Raw genomic sequence first — 21,918 nt, forward strand, 5'->3', positions numbered from 1 at the left:
CTCTTATTGGAGTGACTCTTTCTCCATTACGCTTGAAATTGTAGGAATTACTTCTTTCGCTACCATTTCTCTCGTTTGACGAATCGCACTAAATATCGACTGGTCATTAGAAGAACCGTGAGCCTTAATGACAGGTGCTTTCAATCCAAATAATGCAGCTCCCCCATACTCCGAATAATCCATTTTATCTTTTAATACCATAAGTTTTGGCTTTAATACCGCCGCTGCTAATTTGCTCGTAAACGAACTCATTAGTTGTTCTTTCAACATAGAGAATAGCGCAAGTGCTGTTCCTTCTAATGATTTCAACGCTACATTCCCTGTAAAACCATCACATACAACAACATCTGCTACACCTTGCAATAAATCTCTCGATTCAACGTTCCCAACGAAATTAATTGGCGCATCCTTAAGCATTGCAAATACTTGCTTTGAAAGCTCGTTTCCTTTTCCATCCTCTGTTCCAACGTTTAATAGTCCAACACGAGGATTTTCAATTCCTCTTACCTTCTCAGCATAAACAGATCCCATTACTGCATATTGATATAAATGAATTGGTTTTGCATCAACATTTGCTCCAACATCTAACATAACAAAACCTTTTCCATCTACAGTTGGCATTGTAGGCGATAAAGCTGGTCGCTCAATTCCTTCCATACGACCGACAACAAATAATCCAGCTGCCATTAAAGCTCCTGTGCTACCTGCGGATATACAAGCGTCTGCTTCTCCATCCTTTACTTGCTGTGCCGCAAGTACCATTGAAGCTTGTTTTTTTCGACGAACCGCTCTTACTGGTTCTTCCGTCGATTCTATTTTTTCGTCTGTATGAAGAATAGTAATTCGTTCATCACTCGTTAAGTATTGACGAATTTCCTCTTCTTTCCCTACTAACGTAATATGTAAATCAGAATATTCCTTAATAGCTTTCATTGCCCCTAATACTACAGCCTTCGGAGCGTGATCTCCGCCCATTGCATCTATTGCGATTTTCATAAGTTGTTACCTTCCTCACTATAATTACTAGATCGATACATTTCAAAAGTGCCTGTAAAAACAAGTTCTTCTCCAACGAAGCTACGCACTTTGACAACCGTCCGTCCCTTATCATTCTCTACGTCTTCAACACGCGCTTTTGCAACAACACGCTCTCCTAATTTTACAGGGCGAATATATCGAATGGTAGACTTTGCAGTTAAAGCTAATTCTTCATCAATAACCGCAACAGCTAGTGAGTTTGCTTGCGCAAACAGATGATGCCCACGGGCAATTTGATTTCTTTTAAATACATGTTCTACCTTTACTTCAAAGATAGAGATTGCATGTCTATCTAATTCAATATCAATAATTTCTCCGACAACCTCTTCTAACGGTAAAGATTTCACATCTTCTTCATGTTGCTTTGTAGCTACATGTTTAATTCTCTCTCTTAATTCAGGAATAGACAATTCCATACGATCCAGTCGTACTGTTTGTATACTCACTTGAAATTTTTCCGCTAAATCTTCATCCGTAATAAAAGGATTTGATTCGATTGTTTGTTGTAATAATTCTTGTCTTTCTTTTTTACTTCTTCTTTTCTTCATACCGCACCATCCATTTTTATGACTAGGTACTAACAGTAGTATATAATCATTGAAAGTAGAATGCAACAATTTTTTTGTTGACTCCCTTTAATCGAGCTTCTCTCCTTGGAACACACCTGTCCCATCAAGATACGTACGCAAGGCAGCGTATTGATCATTGTGCCAAAATGCTTCTGACTCTACTAGTATCGCCGCATCTTGCCTTGCTGTTTCTAACGCTCGATAATCGTGTACCATGTCAGCAACCTTAAATTCCGGTAAGCCACTTTGCTTACTCCCAAAGAAATCTCCAGGACCTCGTAATTCTAAATCTTTTTCTGACAATACAAATCCATCATTTGTTTCAGTCATTATGCGCATTCTTTCTTTTCCTGTTTCTGATTTAGGGTCTGCTATTAATAAACAATATGATTGTTCACTACCACGCCCGACACGCCCTCTAAGCTGATGAAGCTGCGATAAACCGAAACGTTCTGCATCATAAATAACCATCACAGTCGCATTCGGTACGTTCACACCAACCTCAACAACTGTTGTCGATACAAGAATTTGCACTTTATTTTCACTAAACTGTCCCATTATCTCTTCTTTTTCCTGAGACGATAATCTCCCATGCATCAATCCAACTTGGCATTTCCCTTGGTAATGATGCGTCAGCATACTATGTAAGTCGATAGCATTTTGCACATCAAGTTTCTCAGATTCTTCAATTAGAGGACAAATAACGTATGCCTGTCTTCCTTTTTTTATCTCCTTCTCAACAAAACCGAGGACGCGATCTAACATATCATGTTTTGCCCAGTATGTTTCAATCACCTTTCTCCCTGCTGGCATCTCATCGATTATTGAAACATCCATCTCTCCAAATGCAGTAATTGCAAGCGTACGCGGAATTGGTGTCGCTGTCATAAATAATACATCTGGACTTTCACCTTTCTCCCGTAAAACTCGGCGCTGCGCTACACCAAATCGATGCTGTTCATCCGTAATAACGAGACCCAACCTATGAAATATAACTTCATCTTGAATTAAAGCGTGCGTTCCAACAAGAATATCTATTTCTCCTTGTTCTAACTTCGCTAAAATGTCTCGTCGTCTCGCACCTTTAACAGAACTTGTTAGCAGTTCCACCTTCATACCAAAATGCGAAAACGTTTCAGCAAGCGACTGATAATGTTGCTCAGCTAAAATTTCTGTAGGAACCATTAAAGCACCTTGATAATGAGCTAATTTCGATGCATAAAGGCCAATCGCAGCAACAACTGTTTTCCCAGAACCAACGTCACCTTGTAATAGTCGGTTCATCCGATAAGGAGATGTCATATCTTTTAAAATTTCATCTACAACTCGGCGCTGCGCACCCGTTAACGGAAACGGCAGTGCATCGATAAATTCTTGTAATTCTACTGACGGAATCTCTTTCTTCGTCCCTTTTGAATTTTCCCTCTCCATTTTCCTCAGCGTTTGCATTTTCAGCTGAAATAAGAAAAATTCCTCATATACAAAACGGCGACGCGCTTGCTTTAAATCCTCCTGTCCTACCGGAAAATGCAAAGCCTTAAGTGCTTCATATCTTGGTAATAATTTATACCGGCCTAACAAACCATCCGGTAACACTTCGACTATAGAATCTCCATATTCCTTTAACGCTTGAGCAATAAAACGACGCATCTGTTTTACTGTAAGTTTCCCCTTTACTGAGTAAACTGGCTCCACTTCTTGTTGACGTACAACTGGCCCAAAATGAAGTTCTGATACAGCAATTGTTTGACGATGTTGATCCCATTTACCAGTAATCGTTACCGTTTCATCTAACGTTAATTTTTGCTTATAGTAAGGCCTATTAAAACATACCGCCGTAATTAAATAACGACCGACGAGAACACGAACTGTTAGACGCGATTTCTTCTTACCATAATATTGCAGCAAAGGAGCACTATGAACCTTCCCTTCAACCGTTACACGTTCATCATGCTTTACTTCAGCAAGATCTTTCATCGCATAATCTTCATAACGGTACGGAAAATGTTCTAATAGATGAGAAACTGTATAAATCCCCATCTCATGTAGTAACTCAGATGTTTCTCCTCCGATCCCCTTTACATCCGTAACAGGAACTTGTACAACATCATTCAAGATTCTCACACCCCGTCACATTATTTTCTTTATTGCATTTTATTTGAGTACCAATTAGCATCTGTAATCGCTCTCTTTCACCTTATATATTCTATCATAGGCATTCTAAGAGAAACTACTCAAATCCCTTATATAAAACAAGTAAAAAAGAGCCTCACTATTAGCAGCAAGGCTCTTTTCTCTCTTCAATATGCTAGCCTTTTGAATAAAAACTAGTAATAAACTTCATATTACTACTCCTTATCCATTAGCAAGTAAGTAATCCATTTATTTTCAAAACGAATCTTATCTTATTCTACAGAGAAGATGAAAGAATACACTGGTTGGTTTCCAGCATGCACTTCTACTTCTGCATCTTCAAATTTCTCTTCTACAAATTCAACTAACTCCGCTACTTCTTCGTCAGTTGCATCTTCACCTTGTAGAATCGTTACGATTTCAGAATCTTCATCAATAAGCGCTTCTAGTAATTGCTTCGCAGCTCCTACTTTTTCAGCATTTGTAGATACAATTTTTCCATCTGCAATACACATGAAGTCATCTTTTTGAATTGCTACACCATCAATTTCCGTATCACGTACAGCATACGTAATTTGACCTGTTTTCACATGAGATAAAGCTTCTTGCATGTTTTCTTCATTCTCTTCTAACGTTCCAACTGGGTTAAATGCTAACATTGCTGCCATACCTTGAGGAACTGTTTTCGAACGAACAACAATAACTTCTTGATCTACAACTGATGCCGCTTGTTCTGCTGCCATTACAATATTTCCGTTATTCGGTAAAATAATGATTTTTTCAGCATTTGCTTCTTCAATTGCCTTCACGATATCCTCCGTACTTGGATTCATCGTTTGACCACCTTCGATAACTTTCGTTGCGCCGATGCTCTCAAATAAAGTTTTAATACCAGACCCCATTGCCACAGTTACGATACCATATGGTTGTTTTTCTTTCGATTGAGCTGGTTGTTCAGGAACCATAGCAGGTTCATCTAATAAAGCAGTATGCTGTTCACGCATATTTTCTACTTTAATCTTAATTAAACTACCGTATTTTTGCCCGTAGTTCATAGCGTCTCCAGGATGTTCTGCGTGGATATGAACTTTTACAATTTCATCATCAGACACAACTAGTAGAGAATCACCATATACACTAATATCTTCACGGAATTTTTGTTCAGAGAAATTATGCTCTTTCACCTTTTCAGCCTCTAATTTCACCATGAACTCCGTACAATATCCATACTTAATATCTTCTGTACTCAATTGGCTTTGTACACTACGGTGATGTTCTGCGCGTACCATCTCATTCATAGATGTTTGCGTCGGTGCATCAGAAGAAATCGTTTCTCCTTTTAAGTCAGCTAAAAATCCTTCGTATACCACTACAAGACCTTTACCACCGCTATCTACAACGCCAACTTGTTTTAATACAGGTAATAAATCTGGCGTACGATTTAACGATGCGTTTGCTTCTTTCACAACGTCTTCCATAAACAAAACAAAGTCGCGCTGTTTTTTCGCAACTGTTACTGCATATTTACCCGTTTCTCTTGCAACCGTTAAAATCGTTCCTTCAATCGGTTTCATAACCGCTTTATAAGCCGCCTCTACTCCAGCTTCTAGTGCTGCAGCAAAATCAACTGTTGTTAATTCTTCTTTTTGTTCAATGGATTTAGAGAAACCACGGAACAACTGAGATAGAATAACTCCAGAGTTACCACGAGCTCCCATTAATAATCCTTTGGCTAAACTTACGCCGACTTTACCAGCATGCTGTGAAGGATTTGCTTTCACTTCACGCGCACCTGAAGTCATAGATAAGTTCATGTTTGTACCGGTATCGCCATCTGGAACTGGAAATACGTTTAATGCATCAACAAGCTGAACATTATTTGTTAAATTATTCGCTCCTTGCATGATCATTTGTGATAAACGTTTTCCATCAATTTTTTGAATTGACACAGATTTTCCTCCTTAATGCACATTACAAGTTTATTACTTTAACTCCTTGTACGTAGATGTTTACAGAATCTACTGCTAGTCCTACAGTTTGATCTAGTGTATATTTCACTTTCGTCTGCACATTATGTGCCACTTCTGAAATTTTCGTACCATAGCTCACAATAATATACATATCAATATGTACTTCATCTTCATCTTTACGAACAATAACACCTCTAGTGAAGTTTTCTTTTCGTAAAATGTCTGTTAATCCATCTTTTAACTGATTTTTTGATGCCATACCTACGATACCGTAGCAATCTACCGCGGCACCTCCAGCAATTGTTGCAATTACATCTGTACTAATATCAATTTGACCGTACTTCGTTTTAATTTCAATTGACATCTCGTTTCCCCCTTCATAAATGGTGAAAGTGAGCTAGACTACTTTAGTTACTATCATATAATCTTTTTAAAGAAAATTCCATCGTTCTTTCTTTTCACTCTCATATTTTATGTTTTAAATTACACTTTTTTATGATGAGCAAAATAGTCCATTGTTATTATACAACATGTACCACTATAATATGTCAAGCAATTTTTATGGATTTTAACTTTTCTTCATTGACATATAGTGTCAAGTAAATTTTCTTGATTTCTTTTTTCTACGGTGTTGCATTCTCTTTTTAGTTGTGTTAAATTATAGTAGTGTTTTTAGCATCGCATAAAAGACTAACATTGAAAAATTACGTATGGTAAGGTATCAAGGGAGGGAAATATAAATGGCTCGTGTTTGTGCTATTACTGGAAGAAAAGCTCGTTCTGGTAACTCTCGTTCTCACGCAATGAACGCTACAAAACGTAAGTGGGGCGCTAACCTTCAAAAAGTTCGCGTACGCATCGACGGAAAAGTTCAACGTGTTTACGTTTCTGCTAGAGCATTAAAATCTGGCAAAATCGAACGTGTTTAATAATAAAAAAAAGAGCCGATAGGCTCTTTTTTTACTATAACAATGGAAAAAGCACCGGTGATAGGTGCTTTTTTAATCTTTTTTGAAGGTATTTAACATTGCACGAACAATTCCACCAAGAAATTTAGGTAACTTAATTGTATAAAATCTCATGGTTTCCCTCCTAATCCCCATTACTCCACTTGGTCACTATATGATGTAAGGAGCAAAATTGTTTCTTCAATCAGTGCTTCTTATCAACATTAATATGCCAGAAGTAAATGAAAAAGTACCTTTTTCCTCAACGAGTTCGTTACTAATACAAAGTGTTGATCCCCACTCTATTGTTTTATTAGTAAGAGGGTACTTAAAACCAAACAATGTAATCCCTTCCACTATTTCAGTAACTGGTACAAAAGATACATAAGGAAAATTTTTATTTTCTTCAATTATATGTGTACCCACTTTTTTAACTGTTATTTCATTTTTATTGTCCACAATACACATTTCTATCTCTACTTCTAACCCTTTTAAAAGCATTTGTATATTTGCCAAACCGTGATCAAGTCTTCCACCGGTAGCACCAAAAATACGAATTAGTGCCGGCTTCTGTCCTAATGCCCAGTTGATTGCAATTTCTAAATCCGTTTGATCTTTTTCCCGCGGAACAATATGTAATTCGTTCGTTTGCTGTCCCATCCATACTAATTCTTCTTCAGTAACTGAATCGTAATCTCCAAACGCAACAGCCGGGGTAATCCCTTTCTTTAATAGACGGTATACTCCCCTATCAACCGCAGCCCACACTACTTCCTCATTCTCATATCGAGCAAAATCTGCGCAATATTCCGAAGGTCCTCCTGCCAAAATATGAATAATCATTTTTTCTTCCCCTTCCATTGTAAAAAGGCAATCTGCCATTCGGTAGATTGCCTTTTTACATATTTTTACCCTATCCTATGAATACCTTACTAGGATAAAAGTTCATCACTACCCACGAATTACGCGAATTGCTTCACCGCGGTCTTTTTGATTGTATACTGCTGATCCAGCTACAAGTACATTTGCTCCTGCTTCCACACAAAGTCTTGCTGTTTCAGCATTTACACCACCATCAACTTCAATTTCTACTTCTAGATTGCGCTCTTTCACCATGTCTGCAACTTGTTTAATTTTCGGTAATACAGAATGGATAAACTTCTGTCCACCAAATCCAGGGTTTACTGTCATAAGTAATACCATATCTATATCTTCTAATACATGCTCAATCACTGAAACTGGCGTATGTGGATTTAATACAACGCCCGCTTTAATACCGTGAGATTTAATTAACTGAATTGTACGATGCAGATGTGGACACGCCTCTGCGTGAACAGTAATAATATCCGCTCCCGCTTGTGCGAAAGTCGGGATATAGTTATCAGGATTTTCAATCATTAAATGTACATCTAATGGTAATGATGTAATTGGACGGATAGCTTCTACAATTAATGGTCCAATCGTAATATTTGGTACGAAATGTCCATCCATTACGTCAACGTGAATGTAATCCGCTCCGCCCTTTTCTACATCTTTAATCTCTTCCCCTAATTTTGAAAAATCTGCTGATAAAATCGATGGTGCAATTTTAATCATAACTAATACCTCGGCTTTCTCTCTCTAATTTCTTCTACGAATTGTTTATAGTTCTTATAGCGATATTCTGTAATCTTCCCTTCTTCAACCGCAGCTTTCACAGCACATTTCGGTTCAGAAAGATGTGTACACCCTCTAAATTTACAGTATTGGCTCGCTTCTTTCAACTCTGGAAAACAATATGTAAGATCTTCTACTTCTATATCAATGAAATCTAGTGAACTAAAACCCGGTGTATCTGCTACTAGTCCACTCCCAATTGCAATTAATTCTACGTGTCTTGTCGTATGCTTCCCGCGTCCTAAATGGGAGGAAATATCATTTGTTTTCAGCTCTAATTCTGGACGTAGCACATTAAGCATTGAAGATTTCCCAACACCAGATTGACCCGCAACAACAGAAACACAATTTTCTAAGTATGGTTTTAATATATCAATACTTTCTGACGTATTAATAGAAGTAAATAAAACATCATAACCCATCTCACGATAATCATTCGCATAAGCTTCAACAGTTGCTTTCATCTTTTCATCTACTAAATCCATCTTGCTAATACAAATAATTGGCTTAATGTTATGATATTCAATCAGCACTAAAAATCGATCTAACAGTCCAGGATTAAAATCTGGTTCTACTGCAGAGAACACAAGGATCGCTTGATCGACATTAGCAATAGGAGGTCTAACAAGTTCATTTTTTCGATCAAACACTTCAAGCACATAACCTTCAGTTGGATTATCTGCCTGAAAAACAACTTGGTCTCCTACAAGTGGTGTAATTTTATTTTTTCTAAATACACCTCGCCCACGACATTGCGTAACCCCTTCTTCATGCTGCACGTAATAAAACCCACTTAAAGCTTTTATAATTTTTCCTTCTGGCATAGAATTCTCCTTTTTTTGTATAAGGTGATGCTGAATTTAAAAATGAATGGATTTAAATTTTCCAAATAACGATTTCAAAACCTACCATATATACTTTCGCTAATATACATTAAATCTTCCATTAAATGCAAAAAAATATTTACAGCTGCATCACTTTACTAGCTTTTTGAATCATATATTTTTGCCTGCTATACCGTCCACTTTGTAGACAGCATAACAGGCAATAATAATAAGTAGACTTTCACTATTATTGAGTTGGATATGGTACTTCTTTATCAATAATCGTTACTCCATCTCGTACAATTTTATAGTGTCCCTTTGAACCTTCTTGAATTACAAATTCTAAAGAAATAGTCGCTGATTCAGTAATTGTTCTCGTTTCAACCGGTCTATCCATTTTTTGCTGCATGTCTTCTTTATAAATTTCTATTGTTTGCGGCTTTTTTTCACCTGTTACAGCAGGCTCATATGGGATAGAGATATTGTCCACTTTTACCGTTTTAGTCACTTTAGGCTTTTGACCATCAGAGATAATAATAGTTACTTTATCTCCCTCTTTTAATGGTGTACCTGGTTTTGGAAATTGCGAAATTACAAGTCCTTTTTCGACTGAATCTGAGTACTCTCGTTTTATATCTGACGTTAGTTTTCTCTCATTCAAATAACCAGTTACACTATTTTCAGTCCACCCCGAAAAGTCACCTGGTCTAATTTGATAAGGACCTTTACTTACCCAGATTTTCAGTTCTTGCTCCGCTTCTATAACCATTTGATCAGGCGTCGGAATTTGCTCTACAATTTCACCTTTCGGCTTATCATTTTCAATATAATTTACTGTAACTTGTTTATATTTTTCTTCTAACTCAGCTTTTACACTCTCAAAGTTTTGCCCTGTGAAATTCGCCATCTTACTTTTCTTTTTTCCACCTGATTGATAGATAGTAATTTTAGCGTTTTCTTTTGCGACTCTTCCTGCTACAGGTTCCGTTTTTATTACATCCCCAACTTCAACATCATCTGTATATACAATATTAGGCTCCGTCACCTCAAAGCCCTTTTCTACTAACGTATTTACAGCTGTCGTGTATTTCATACCAGCCACATCAGGCACTTTCACATCTTTCGGAATAAATAATCCTGGAATAACCGTAAGCGCTAATGTTATTCCTATTGCTAAAAATAAAAATGTTGAAATTAAAACTTTAAGCCACTTGTTACTCCGTTTTTTCTTCTTATCTAACTCAGCTGCTTCTGCTCTTATCGGTTCTTCCACCTTACGCCCTTTTAAAACAATCGTTTCATCACTTACATTTTCAAATAATTGTTCTTGTTGAATAATCGGAATCGCTTTCGTCGCTTCCATATCTTCTGGTATGTAAAATGGTTGCTCATTTATCCTCTCTGGATATAGCGCAGTTTCAATATCTCGCTTCATCGCATTGGCAGATTGATATCGATGGAAAGGATCTTTTGCAGTTGCCTTTAATATAATATTTTCAACACTTTGCGGAATATTTTCATTCCATCTTTTTGGTGATGGGATTTCACTTTGTAAATGTTTTAAAGCTATAGCAACAGCAGATTCGCCAGAAAACGGTTGTCTTCCTGTTAACAATTCAAACATAACTATTCCAAGAGAATAAATATCCGATTGTTTATTTGCTATCCCGCCACGTGCCTGTTCTGGTGATAAATAATGGACTGAACCCAGTACTGAATTTGTATGTGTAATTGTTGTTGCACTTGTAGCTGTCGCAATTCCAAAATCTGTTACTTTTATTATTCCATCAGCTCGAATTAAAATATTGTGCGGCTTTATATCACGATGCACAATTTCAAAATGATGGGCGTGTGCCATGGCGGATGTTAACTGCTCCATAATATCAAGAGCTTCTCCTATAGGTAACATACCTCGCTCAATTATGTATTGCTTCAATGTTTGCCCGGGTACATATTCCATGACAAGATAATATATACCATCTTCTTCTCCGACATCATACATATTCACAATATTTGGATGCGACAACGTTGTAACAGACTGCGCTTCTCGATGGAAACGTTTAATAAACTCTTCGTTATTTGAGTAGTCGAGTCTTAATATTTTTACCGCTACATCTCGGCCAAGTATATCATCATGAGCTAAATATACATTGGCCATTCCGCCACCACCAATCATTTTCAGTAGCTTATAACGGTCATTTAAGCGTTTTCCAATCAGCACGTTGCACTTCACCTACTTTCGTTTGTCGAACCCGCATAATCAATAAGAACAAGTGTGATATTATCTTCTCCACCGCGATCATTCGCCAATTGAATGAGACGCTGCCCTTTACCTTCAAGCTGTTCATTTAACTGTAAAATTTGTTGCATATCATCAATAGAAACTTTGTTTGATAACCCATCAGAGCAAAGAAGTAATTGATCATCTTCCTCAAGCACCAACGTTTTAACATCTAATCCAACTTTTTCTTCTGTTCCTAGCGCTCTTAATAACACATTCTTTTTCGGATGATACTCTGCATCTTCCTTTGAAATTTCACCATGTCTCACAAGCTCATTTACAAGCGAATGATCTTCCGTTACAAGCGTCATTTCTCCTTCTGATACCATATAGCAACGACTATCTCCTATATGCCCTATCGTCACAAAACTTGTTGTACAAACAGCTATTATAAGCGTTGTTCCCATACCATTACATTCTACATTTTGCTGAGCGTATTCATATATACGCTCATTAATAATCCCAACACTAGTATGTAACCATTGTTCTACTTTTTTCGGTTCATTCATATTATGCGTTTGCTTCCAATAATCATGGAATAATTGAATGGCCATCGAGCTAGCTACATCACCAGCTCGATGACCTCCCATTCCATCTGCTACTACCGCTAAAACATTTCCATCTAAATTGTGAAAAACTCCTGCACTATCTTCATTATGTTGACGAACTTTTCCTTTATCCGATAGAAATACGGCTTTCATCTCGTCACCTCGTCTCTTCTTTGCGCTCCTTCGCACGCAACTGACCGCAGGCTGCGTCAATATCATGACCTTGTTCACGGCGAATCGTTACATTCACTCCACGATCTTTTAACGTTTTCTCGAACAAGAAAATTTGCTCACGTGGTGTACGTACATAATCACGTTCAGGTACGTAGTTTACCGGGATTAAGTTTACATGACATTTTACACCTTTTAAGAGCGCAGCAAGCTCTTCAGCGTGCTCAACTTGGTCATTTTCTCCTCCAAATAATCCATATTCAAAAGTAATACGGCGCCCTGTTCTATTTACATAGTATTTAATAGCTTCCATTAAATCCGGTAATTTATAAGCACGGTTAATCGGCATTAATTTTGAACGTAATTCTGAGTTTGGAGCATGCAATGAAATCGCAAAATTAATTTGTAGTTCTTCTTCAGCAAACTTATAAATTTTCGGGATAATTCCACTCGTCGAAACAGTCATATGTCTAGCACCAATATGAAGTCCTTTTTCATGGTTAGTGATGCGTAAGAATCCCATTAAATTATCGTAATTATCAAATGGTTCTCCAATTCCCATAACAACAAGAGAACTTACACGTTCTTCTGTTTCATCAAGCGCACGCTGAACTTCTACTACTTGCGCTACGATTTCTCCAGCTTCTAGGTTTCGTTTTAGTCCACCAAGCGTCGAAGCACAGAACGTACATCCAATACGACAACCAACTTGCGTTGTTACACAAATGGAATTTCCATATTCATGTCGCATTAATACCGTTTCAATAGAATACCCGTCATATAATTGGAATAAGAATTTAATCGTTCCATCCGAAGACGTTTGTTTTACTAACGTGTTTAAAGTAGTAATATCAAAGGAATTCGACAATTTATCACGCAATCCTTTAGAAAGGTTTGACATATCCTCATAATTTTTTACACGTTTTTTATATAGCCAGTCAAAAATTTGTCCAGCGCGGAACTTCGGTTCTCCTTGTTCCTTTAACCAATCTTGCATTTCATGAATTTGTAAAGAGTAAATTGATGGTTTCTTCGTTTCTACATTTTTCTTTTGTTTTCTTACAGTCGTTTCCATGATGCTACACCTTCTTCCTTAAACAAGCAATATAAAAGCCATCCGTTGCAAAATAATGCGGTAAAATTTGTACTTGACCTTCATTAATATATGGACTTAATTTTTCTGGCATACGTTCTTTTATCGTAGTATCCCATTCAAATTCAGGATGTTCTTTTAAAAATTTATCTATTACTTGTTCATTTTCTATTTTCTCAATTGTGCACGTACTATAAACAAGACGACCGCCTTGTTTTAATAACGGTGCTATTTTTTCTAGTATCGCAAGTTGAATCGTCGATAATCTTTCACTATCGCCTTTATCTTTTCCTAACTTAATATCAGGCTTACGTCTAATTACACCAAATCCAGAACACGGTGCATCTACCAATATTTTATCAAACGTTTCATTTGAAAAGTGCTCTTGCACTTTTCTAGCATCTAGCGCTTTTGTTTCGACATTTTCTAACCCAAGTCGCTCTGCTTGCTGTTTAATTAAACGTACTTTGTGTGCATGTAAATCAAGAGACATTACTTTACCAGTTCCCTTTAAACGCTCAGCTATATGCGTAGTTTTACCACCAGGAGCCGCACAACTATCAAGAACTGTCTCTCCCTCATTTGGTTCTAAAGCGCGTGCTACAAGCATAGAACTTTCATCTTGAATAGAAAGAAATCCTTTTTTAAACGCTTCTGTATGCGCTACATTTCCTCTTTCAATCTGAATTGCATCATCTGACAAGTCACCACGTTTTGCTTCTATACCTTCACTTGCCAACAACTCAATCGCTTCTTCTACCGTTACCTTATCAACATTCACACGCGCTGTAGGTACAGGAGGTAACATATTTACTTCGCACATTTTCTCTGCAGTTTCTAAGCCATATGCAGAAGTCCACTCTTGTACAAGCCAAACTGGATGACTCATCGCAATTGCAAGCCGTTCTACTGGATCCTTGATTTCATCTACAGAAGGTACACCTTCTCTCTGAATCGAACGTAATACACCGTTCACCATACCAGCAATTCCTTTATGCCCGCGACGCTTTGCAATCTCAACCGCTTCATGAATAGCCGCTCTTTCTGGCACTCGGTCTAAATAAATCATTTGATATAAAGATAAGCGAAGCAATACTCTTACCCACGCCTCAACCTTCTTTTTTAAAAAAGGCTGTAAATAATAATCTAATGTGTCACGACGTTGAATCGTTCCATATACAATTTCAGTTAATAAACCAATATCTTTTCTATCAATTGCACTTTTTTCAATTAAATTATTTAAAAGTAAGTTGCTATATGCACCACTTTTTTCCACTTGAATTAAACCATCAAGAGCTAATTCACGAACATTTTGTCTCATGCATTTTCTCCTAACTTCGTTCCAATTTCAGGTTTTGTTCCACGTAAAAATTGTGAACAACTCATACGCTTTTTACCAGAAGGTTGCAATTCAGTAATTTTAACACCTGTTTCATTACTAGTTGCTACTACAAAACCATCTTCTTCGATCGCAACAATCGTACCTGCTTCAGCCGGTTCAGTTACAGGCACTTTTTCTCCCCACCATACTTTAACAACTTGTCCTGCTAAAGTTGTATAAGCAACTGGCCATGGATTCAATCCGCGAATGTGATTGTATACTTCTTCACCTGTTTTTGTCCAATCAATTTTCTCTTGCTCACGTTTTATATTGTACGCAAACGTTACTTCTTCTTCGTTTTGTTTAATCGGTTCTAACTTACCTTGAATTAATAAAGGTACTGTTTTAGATAGAAGATGTGCTCCTGCTTCACTTAATTTATCAAATAATGAGCCTGTCGTTTCACGCTCTTCAATTTCCACTTCCACTTGCGTTAAGATATCACCAGCATCCAATTTTTCTACCATATACATAATTGTAATACCTGTTTTTTCTTTACCTTCCATAATTGCATAATGAATTGGTGCACCACCACGAAGTTCAGGAAGTAAAGAAGCGTGGACATTAATACATCCATACTTCGGTGCTTCTAAAATTTCATTTGGTACAATCTGACCAAATGCAGCTGTTACAATTAAATCTGGCTCTAATGCCAATACTTTTTCATATTCATCTTTTTCACGAATTTTTAACGGCTGTAACACAGGGATACCATGTTTTTCCGCTTCAACTTTAACAGGTGTAGGTGTTAATACTTTTTTTCTACCTACTGGACGATCAGGTTGCGTCACAACACCTACTACCTCATAGCCATCTTCAATAAGACGACGAAGCACCGGCACTGAAAAGTCCGGTGTTCCCATAAACACTACTTTTATCATTTAAAAACCGCTCCTTTTAACACCTATTCTAGTTCGTTTTCTTCATAATATCTTGTCACTTTCGATGTAAATAAAACACCGTGTAAATGATCGATTTCATGTTGAATTGCACGCGCTAAAAATCCTTCCGCTTCTAATAAAAATACTTTCCCACGGCGATTTTGTGCTCTTACTTTAATATAATCCGCACGTTCTACTTCACCATAAAGTCCCGGGAAGCTTAAACATCCTTCGGGACCTACTTGTTCACCACGTTTTTCTAATATTGATGGATTGATTAACTCGATTTTCCCAGTATCATCATCGACATCAACAACCGCTACTTGCAAGCTTACACCTACTTGAGGCGCAGCTAAACCGACTCCGTCCGCAATTAACATTGTTTCATGCATATCTTTCAACAATTTTACTAACTTTTTATCAAAGTTAATTACTCTTTCGCATGGTGTTTCTAACACTTCATTTGGATGCTTTACTATTTCTAAAACTGCCATATTTCCCTCCGCTACATTAACATTGTTGGATTAAAATCAATTGAGATTTGTAGCTCTTTTTGCATTTCTGCTTGATAATGTTCATTTACCATTTTGAGCACGTTCTTTAAGTTTGGTTCCCGTTTGTATTTTATCATGCATTGATAACGATATCTATCTTTTATCCTTGGAATTGCTGAAGCAACTGGTCCTAACACCATTGTTTGCTGCGAGCAATGCGTTCGTAAATACGAGGCAATTTTTTCCGTCACTTGTACCGCTTTTAATAATTCAGGATGAGATACGGTTACGAGTACAACATAGTAATATGGAGGATATTGTCTTGTTCGTCTCATTTGCATTTCTTGGTCAAAAAACACATCATATTGTTGGTTCTTCGCTAACTCTATACTGTAATGTTCTGGCGTATACGTTTGAATCACAACTTCCCCTGGCAATTCATGTCTACCCGCTCGTCCACTTACTTGCGTCAATAACTGATATGTCTTTTCACTTGCACGAAAATCAGGTAAGTGAAGCATCGTATCTGCAGTTAAAACCCCAACAAGCGTTACTTTTGGAAAATCTAATCCTTTAGCAATCATTTGTGTTCCAAGTAATATATCTGCTTTTTCTTCCCCAAACGCCTTTAATAATTTTTCATGCATTCCTTTTCGACTTGTCGTATCTACATCCATTCGAATGACTCGCGCCTCTGGAAATAGTTTTGTAATTTCTTCTTCTACCTTTTGTGTACCTGTACCAAAGAAACGAATGTATGTACTTTGACAAGCTGGACACTCAGTTGGCATATTTTCTTCGTAACTACAATAATGACATTTTAAACGATGATTCATTTTATGATATGTCAATGAAATATCACAATGCGGACATTGTACAACATACCCACAATCACGGCACATAACAAATGTAGAATGACCTCTTCTATTTAAGAAGAGTACCATCTGTTCTTTCTTTTCTAATCGATCTGCTATTTTTTCATGCAGCGCCTTAGAAAACATTGATCGATTCCCGTCACGAAGTTCTTCTCGCATGTCAACAATCTCTACCGTTGGTAAAGCTTGTTCATTCATACGTTTTTCCATTGTTAGTAGTTCATAAACACCTTTTTTCGCCCTTGCAAACGATTCAAGTGTTGGTGTCGCACTACCAAGAACGATAGGACATTTATGGTATTGCCCTCTCCAGACAGCCACATCTCTTGCATGATACCTTGGATTATCTTCTTGTTTGTAACTTGATTCATGCTCTTCATCAATAATAATAATCCCTAAATTCTCAAAAGGCGCAAAAACGGCTGAACGCGCACCAACTACAACTTTCACTTCTTTTCTTAAAATCTTACGCCACTCGTCATACTTTTCTCCAACAGACAACGCACTATGAAGAACTGCAACTTGCGAGCCAAACCTACCTTTAAAACGATCCACCATTTGGGGTGTTAGTGCAATTTCAGGAACAAGAACGATAGCTTCTTTTCCTTTCTCGAGCACTGCTGCTATAGATTGTAAATATACTTCTGTCTTTCCACTTCCTGTAACACCATATAGTAAAAATGGATTATAAGTTTCATTTGTAATTGATGATAAAATCGGTGTAATAACTTGTTTTTGTTCCTCCGTAAGTGGCAATGGTTTCGTTTGTTCAAAACCATCATCGTCATACGGATTTCGGTATACTTCCACATACTTTTCTGAAATGAATCCCTTTTTAACAAGTGCTTTTATTGGAGCATCTGTTATTTGTAACTCTTCTGTAATTACTTTCAACGGTACACTTTTATAATTTTCCACAAAATAATAGAGTACATCTTGTTGTTTTTTACTTTTCAGTTCAAATGCCGCTAATTCTAATTTATCTTCTGGCAACTCCGGCTGAACAACTCTTTGCTTCTTCTTTTGTACTTTATCTTTCACTTGATAAACGACTTCAACCGTACCATTTTTAATTTCTTGTTGAATAGTCCGGTATAAATGTGGCTGTTGCTCGATTACTTCAAAATCAATTGCTTCTTTATCCTGAAATAAATATAGTATTTCAGGTGCTATTTCTTCCTGTTTACAAAGTTGTAGACGTTTTTTATACGTTGCTTTTATCGCAGTTGGAAGCATCACTTGAAAAGCTGAAATCATGTAGCATAACGTTTCACTTGTAAGCCAATATCCAAGTTTTAATAATTCATCATTTAAAACCGGTGTTACATCTAATATTTCATGGATCGTCTTTAACTTCTTACTTTCTACATCCACCGAATCTTTAATCCCAATAATAAAACCTTGCAATTTTCTTGGCCCAAACGGAACTACTACCCGCATTCCTGTCTGTACAATATCTTCCCATTTTTTAGGTATAATGTAATCAAATGGTCGATCTGTCTGACGGGCAGGTACATCAACAATTACACTTGCAAATTTCATAAACGATCATCTTCTAACATCATTTCAATTTGCTTTAATATTTCACGAGCTACCTCTTTTTTCATTAAAAGTGGCAACTCAATAACTTTTCCATCTTTTCTATACATCGTTACAATATTCGTATCCGTGCCAAATCCAGCTCCTTGCGCTTTTACATCATTCGCGACAATCATATCTGCATTTTTCTCACGTAGTTTTTTCGTTGCATATTCCTCTACATTTGTCGTTTCAGCAGCAAAACCGATAAGTAACTGTTTATCCTTTTTCTGACCTAACGTTTTTAAAATATCCACCGTTCTTTCGAGTTCAATGACAGCATCACCATTTTGCTTTTTCATTTTATTATCATGAACATATTTCGGACGATAATCTGCAACTGCTGCTGTTTTAATGACAACGTCTACGTTTTGATAATGTTGAAGAACTGCTTCTAACATATCTTGTGCAGATTCCACTTGCACTGTCGTTACATGTAACGGTGGATTTAATGCTGTCGGTCCTGAAACGAGTATAACATCAGCGCCTAAATTCGCCGCCACTTCTGCAATCGCATACCCCATTTTTCCAGAAGAAAAATTCGTCATAAAACGAACTGGATCAACTTTTTCACGTGTTGGGCCAGCAGTTATTAATATTCTTTTTCCCTGCAATGGTTTGTGTTCTGAGAAAGCTTCCTCTAACCGTGCGATAATCGCTTCAGGTTCTTCTAGTCGTCCCTTTGCTACATATCCACATGCTAAAAAGCCTTCCCCAGGCTCAATAAACGTATATCCTAGCGTTTTCAATGTCATCATATTTTTTTGAACAATTTTATTTTCATACATATGCACATTCATAGCAGGCGCAATCCATACCGGAGCTGCAGTAGCTAACAAAGTAGTTGTAATCATATCATCTGCAATACCACCAGCTAACTTTCCAATACAATTGGCAGTAGCAGGTGCGACAAGTACAACATCCGCCCAATCTGCTAAATCAATATGAGCAATAACAGCCGAGTCTTTCTCATCAAATGTATCCGTATATACATCATGGCGAGAAAGTGCTTGGAATGTAAGAGGCGTAACAAACTTCATTGCCGACTCACTCATCATTACTTTTACAATCGCGCCAGATTGTGTCAATTTACTCGTTAACGCAGCTGCTTTAAAAACCGCAATGCCTCCTGTTACACATAGAAGTATCTTTTTCCCTTTTAGCATATGACTCGTCCTCTTTCTTTTTCAAACTTATAATACTGAAATAGAATTCCCAGCTCGTCAGTACCAATATTTCATTCCTTTCGTAAAAAAATAACAACCTACTTGTAAATAGGTTGTTACCGTTACATAGAAAATTATAAAGTCTATGTTTTATTTTGTCGAAGGCAAAGGCTTATTCAGCAACTTTATCTTCACTTGGTACGTAGCTTAATACTTCCGCATCGATTTCTTCTAATGCTTTACCTACACACTTATGAGAAACCGGTTGCTCTACAACACAGTTATTAGCAAGTTGCATTTCACGTGCACGCTTTGCAGCCACTGTTACTAGTGTGTATTTAGAATCGATTTTTTGTAGTAATGAGTCAATTGATGGATTTAACATAATTATAGACCCTCCGTCATTTCTTTATAATATTTTGCTACCCTTTCGCGGCGGCAATGTTCGCCAACCACAATTGCTTTAATTCTATCACAAGCTAATTCAACTTGATCGTTTTCTACTACATAGTCGTAAGCGTCCATCATCTCGATTTCTTCTTTCGCTACAGTTAAACGATTTTCAATAACATCTTCAGTCTCTGTACCACGGCCGACAATACGGCTCTTTAGTTCAGATAAACTTGGAGGTGCTAAGAAAATAAATACACCTTCTGGGAAAGCTTTCTTAACTTGAATTGCTCCTTGCACTTCAATTTCTAAGAATACATCTTTTCCTTCTTGTAATGTTTTTTCAACATAGTCAATCGGTGTTCCGTAATAATTACCTACGAACTCAGCCCACTCAAGTAATCTTTCATTACGAATCATTTCCTCGAATTCTTCTCTTTCTTTAAAGAAATAATCCACACCATCTACTTCACCTTCACGCGGCTTACGTGTCGTTACTGAAATAGAGTACTGAAAACGTGTATCCTCATGGCTAAACAGCTCTTTACGAACCGTTCCTTTTCCAACCCCAGAAGGCCCTGAAAGAACGATGAGCAATCCTCTTCTACTTCTCATAAATATGTAAAACCTACCCTTCCTCACTTAAATCTTCTTTATTATTCAAACGATGTGCAATCGTCTCTGGTTGAATTGGACTTAATACAACATGCCCATCATCCATAACAATAACCGCCCTTGTTTTTCTCCCATACGTAGCATCAAGCAAAGCATTATGTTCGCGTGCTTCCTGTACTGTTCGTTTAATAGGAGCTGACTCCGGACTTACAATAGCAATAATTCGATGAGCAGATACAATATTTCCGTATCCAATATTTAAAAACCGCATGGCCATAGTTTGCGCCTCCTAGTAAGTCTATCCGATTTCTCCACCACGTATAACTTTATATATTTTTTGAAAGCTACTCAATATTTTGTACTTGTTCACGAATTTTTTCAAGGTTATTTTTCATTTCTACAACATATTTTGAAATTGTTAAGTCATTTGCCTTAGAACCAATCGTATTAATTTCTCTATGCATCTCTTGCACGATGAAATCCATTTTTCTTCCAACAGGCTCTTCAATCTGCAATGTTTCATGAAATTGCTCTAAATGACTTTGCAAACGAACTAACTCTTCATGAATATCACAACGCTCTGCAAAGATTGCGACTTCTGTTAGCAATCTTTGTTCATCTAACTCTTGATTATGTAATTCTTTTAAGCGATTTTCTAATCGTTCACGATATTTTTGTGTAACAATTGGTGCATGTGGAATAATTGCATTTACACAATTGCTAATCTCTTGTAAACGATACGCTATATCTTTATGTAATCGTTCTCCTTCGCCATCTCTCATCGTTTTCAACATATGAGCAGCTTGACGAACAGCCTCATATAAACTGTTCTCAAAATGTTCATTTACATTTTCTATTTCTTCAATTGCTGTTACTTCTGGCATTGCCATTAATTGCTCGAGTGTAATAGAATCTTGTAATTGAAACTTTCCTTTTATATCTTCCATCATCGATTGGTACTGCTCAAGAAGTGACCAATTCACACTTAATTTTCTTTCAACAAGTCCTTCACCTGCTATACTAATAGACACCTCAATGCGTCCACGTCGAACTTGCTGTGCAATTATTTTACGAATTTTGTCCTCAAATACCATCATTTGCTTAGGAAGTCGAATACTCATCTCTAAAAAACGGTGGTTCACCGATTTCATTTCTACTGTAATTTGAAAAGTATCACTTTCTACTTTCGATCTTCCAAACCCTGTCATACTAGAAATCATTTTTATCACATCCAAGCCATAAAATAACTCAATGAAAAAGGTAATAGAGACAAGGCTCTACTACCTTCTGTAAATTATATCACATTTT

General features: G+C 37.0%; 22 protein-coding genes. 1 reads left to right on the forward strand and 21 read right to left on the reverse strand.

What is annotated here, in order from left to right; genetic code table 11:
* Window positions 1-3: 3 nt before the first annotated feature.
* The 5 genes from plsX to NZ044_RS18955 all read right to left on the reverse strand — a co-directional run bounded on the left by plsX (window position 4) and on the right by NZ044_RS18955 (window position 6,074).
* Window positions 4-996, reverse strand: a complete 993-nt coding sequence (gene plsX / locus NZ044_RS18935; protein ID WP_000684100.1) for a phosphate acyltransferase PlsX — start codon at window positions 994-996, stop codon at window positions 4-6.
* The gene (fapR, locus tag NZ044_RS18940) at window positions 993-1,586 is read right to left on the reverse strand and encodes a transcription factor FapR (RefSeq protein ID WP_000747349.1); all 594 of its coding nucleotides are present in this window, start codon (window positions 1,584-1,586) and stop codon (window positions 993-995) included. The genes plsX and fapR overlap by 4 nt, the downstream gene beginning before the upstream one ends.
* Before the next feature lie 87 nt (window positions 1,587-1,673).
* Window positions 1,674-3,722 (reverse strand): ATP-dependent DNA helicase RecG, encoded by a 2,049-nt coding sequence (gene recG / locus NZ044_RS18945; protein ID WP_001000822.1) that lies wholly within the window; start codon window positions 3,720-3,722, stop codon window positions 1,674-1,676.
* 290 nt (window positions 3,723-4,012) lie between these two features.
* The gene (locus NZ044_RS18950) at window positions 4,013-5,689 is read right to left on the reverse strand and encodes a DAK2 domain-containing protein (protein WP_000027131.1); all 1,677 of its coding nucleotides are present in this window, start codon (window positions 5,687-5,689) and stop codon (window positions 4,013-4,015) included.
* Between the two features lie 22 nt (window positions 5,690-5,711).
* Window positions 5,712-6,074, reverse strand: a complete 363-nt coding sequence (locus NZ044_RS18955) for an Asp23/Gls24 family envelope stress response protein (protein ID WP_000021109.1) — start codon at window positions 6,072-6,074, stop codon at window positions 5,712-5,714.
* A 376-nt stretch (window positions 6,075-6,450) separates the two neighbouring features.
* On the opposite strand from NZ044_RS18955, the gene rpmB reads away from it, so the two are divergent.
* Window positions 6,451-6,639: a 50S ribosomal protein L28 gene (gene rpmB / locus NZ044_RS18960; protein WP_000124776.1), complete on the forward strand. Its 189-nt coding sequence runs from the start codon at window positions 6,451-6,453 to the stop codon at window positions 6,637-6,639.
* Window positions 6,640-6,711: 72 nt separating this feature from the next.
* On the opposite strand, the gene spoVM is transcribed toward rpmB, so the two are convergent.
* The 16 genes from spoVM to NZ044_RS19040 all read right to left on the reverse strand — a co-directional run bounded on the left by spoVM (window position 6,712) and on the right by NZ044_RS19040 (window position 21,830).
* Window positions 6,712-6,792: a stage V sporulation protein SpoVM gene (gene spoVM, locus NZ044_RS18965; RefSeq protein ID WP_001213599.1), complete on the reverse strand. Its 81-nt coding sequence runs from the start codon at window positions 6,790-6,792 to the stop codon at window positions 6,712-6,714.
* Between the two features lie 66 nt (window positions 6,793-6,858).
* Entirely contained in the window at window positions 6,859-7,539 is a 681-nt protein-coding gene (locus tag NZ044_RS18970) for a thiamine diphosphokinase (protein ID WP_000752665.1), read from the reverse strand.
* Between the two features lie 69 nt (window positions 7,540-7,608).
* Window positions 7,609-8,253, reverse strand: a complete 645-nt coding sequence (rpe, locus tag NZ044_RS18975) for a ribulose-phosphate 3-epimerase (RefSeq protein ID WP_000589970.1) — start codon at window positions 8,251-8,253, stop codon at window positions 7,609-7,611.
* A gap of 2 nt (window positions 8,254-8,255) precedes the next feature.
* Window positions 8,256-9,137 (reverse strand): ribosome small subunit-dependent GTPase A, encoded by an 882-nt coding sequence (gene rsgA / locus NZ044_RS18980; RefSeq protein WP_001113932.1) that lies wholly within the window; start codon window positions 9,135-9,137, stop codon window positions 8,256-8,258.
* A 247-nt stretch (window positions 9,138-9,384) separates the two neighbouring features.
* Window positions 9,385-11,358, reverse strand: coding sequence for a Stk1 family PASTA domain-containing Ser/Thr kinase (pknB, locus tag NZ044_RS18985; protein WP_340949936.1), 1,974 nt, complete (start codon window positions 11,356-11,358; stop codon window positions 9,385-9,387).
* Window positions 11,359-11,366: 8 nt separating this feature from the next.
* Window positions 11,367-12,119 carry a Stp1/IreP family PP2C-type Ser/Thr phosphatase gene (locus tag NZ044_RS18990; protein WP_000648709.1) on the reverse strand — a complete coding sequence of 251 codons (753 nt, stop codon included), beginning with the start codon at window positions 12,117-12,119 and terminating at the stop codon, window positions 11,367-11,369.
* A 4-nt stretch (window positions 12,120-12,123) separates the two neighbouring features.
* A complete protein-coding gene (gene rlmN / locus NZ044_RS18995; protein WP_000450548.1) occupies window positions 12,124-13,212 on the reverse strand; it encodes a 23S rRNA (adenine(2503)-C(2))-methyltransferase RlmN in 1,089 nt (362 codons plus the stop codon).
* A gap of 4 nt (window positions 13,213-13,216) precedes the next feature.
* Window positions 13,217-14,551 (reverse strand): 16S rRNA (cytosine(967)-C(5))-methyltransferase RsmB, encoded by a 1,335-nt coding sequence (rsmB, locus tag NZ044_RS19000; protein ID WP_001249661.1) that lies wholly within the window; start codon window positions 14,549-14,551, stop codon window positions 13,217-13,219.
* Window positions 14,548-15,492, reverse strand: a complete 945-nt coding sequence (fmt, locus tag NZ044_RS19005; RefSeq protein WP_000598805.1) for a methionyl-tRNA formyltransferase — start codon at window positions 15,490-15,492, stop codon at window positions 14,548-14,550. The genes rsmB and fmt overlap by 4 nt, the downstream gene beginning before the upstream one ends.
* A 23-nt stretch (window positions 15,493-15,515) precedes the next feature.
* Window positions 15,516-15,986 carry a peptide deformylase gene (gene def / locus NZ044_RS19010; RefSeq protein ID WP_000279470.1) on the reverse strand — a complete coding sequence of 157 codons (471 nt, stop codon included), beginning with the start codon at window positions 15,984-15,986 and terminating at the stop codon, window positions 15,516-15,518.
* An 11-nt stretch (window positions 15,987-15,997) separates the two neighbouring features.
* Window positions 15,998-18,403 carry a primosomal protein N' gene (gene priA, locus NZ044_RS19015; RefSeq protein WP_000666722.1) on the reverse strand — a complete coding sequence of 802 codons (2,406 nt, stop codon included), beginning with the start codon at window positions 18,401-18,403 and terminating at the stop codon, window positions 15,998-16,000.
* On the reverse strand, window positions 18,400-19,605 hold the full coding sequence (gene coaBC / locus NZ044_RS19020; protein ID WP_000911744.1) for a bifunctional phosphopantothenoylcysteine decarboxylase/phosphopantothenate--cysteine ligase CoaBC: 1,206 nt from the start codon (window positions 19,603-19,605) through the stop codon (window positions 18,400-18,402). Before coaBC ends, priA begins: the two co-directional genes overlap by 4 nt.
* Window positions 19,606-19,777: 172 nt before the next feature.
* The gene (rpoZ, locus tag NZ044_RS19025; RefSeq protein WP_000933962.1) at window positions 19,778-19,990 is read right to left on the reverse strand and encodes a DNA-directed RNA polymerase subunit omega; all 213 of its coding nucleotides are present in this window, start codon (window positions 19,988-19,990) and stop codon (window positions 19,778-19,780) included.
* A 2-nt stretch (window positions 19,991-19,992) separates the two neighbouring features.
* A complete protein-coding gene (gene gmk, locus NZ044_RS19030; protein ID WP_001257742.1) occupies window positions 19,993-20,610 on the reverse strand; it encodes a guanylate kinase in 618 nt (205 codons plus the stop codon).
* Window positions 20,611-20,623: 13 nt separating this feature from the next.
* Window positions 20,624-20,887 carry an extracellular matrix/biofilm regulator RemA gene (gene remA, locus NZ044_RS19035; RefSeq protein WP_001251456.1) on the reverse strand — a complete coding sequence of 88 codons (264 nt, stop codon included), beginning with the start codon at window positions 20,885-20,887 and terminating at the stop codon, window positions 20,624-20,626.
* Between the two features lie 67 nt (window positions 20,888-20,954).
* The gene (locus NZ044_RS19040; RefSeq protein ID WP_000625867.1) at window positions 20,955-21,830 is read right to left on the reverse strand and encodes a YicC/YloC family endoribonuclease; all 876 of its coding nucleotides are present in this window, start codon (window positions 21,828-21,830) and stop codon (window positions 20,955-20,957) included.
* Window positions 21,831-21,918: the final 88 nt, after the last annotated feature.

Origin of the sequence: Bacillus sp. FSL K6-1338, assembly GCF_038006965.1 — a bacterium.
GTDB classification, from domain to species: Bacteria; Bacillota; Bacilli; order Bacillales; family Bacillaceae_G; genus Bacillus_A; species Bacillus_A thuringiensis_S.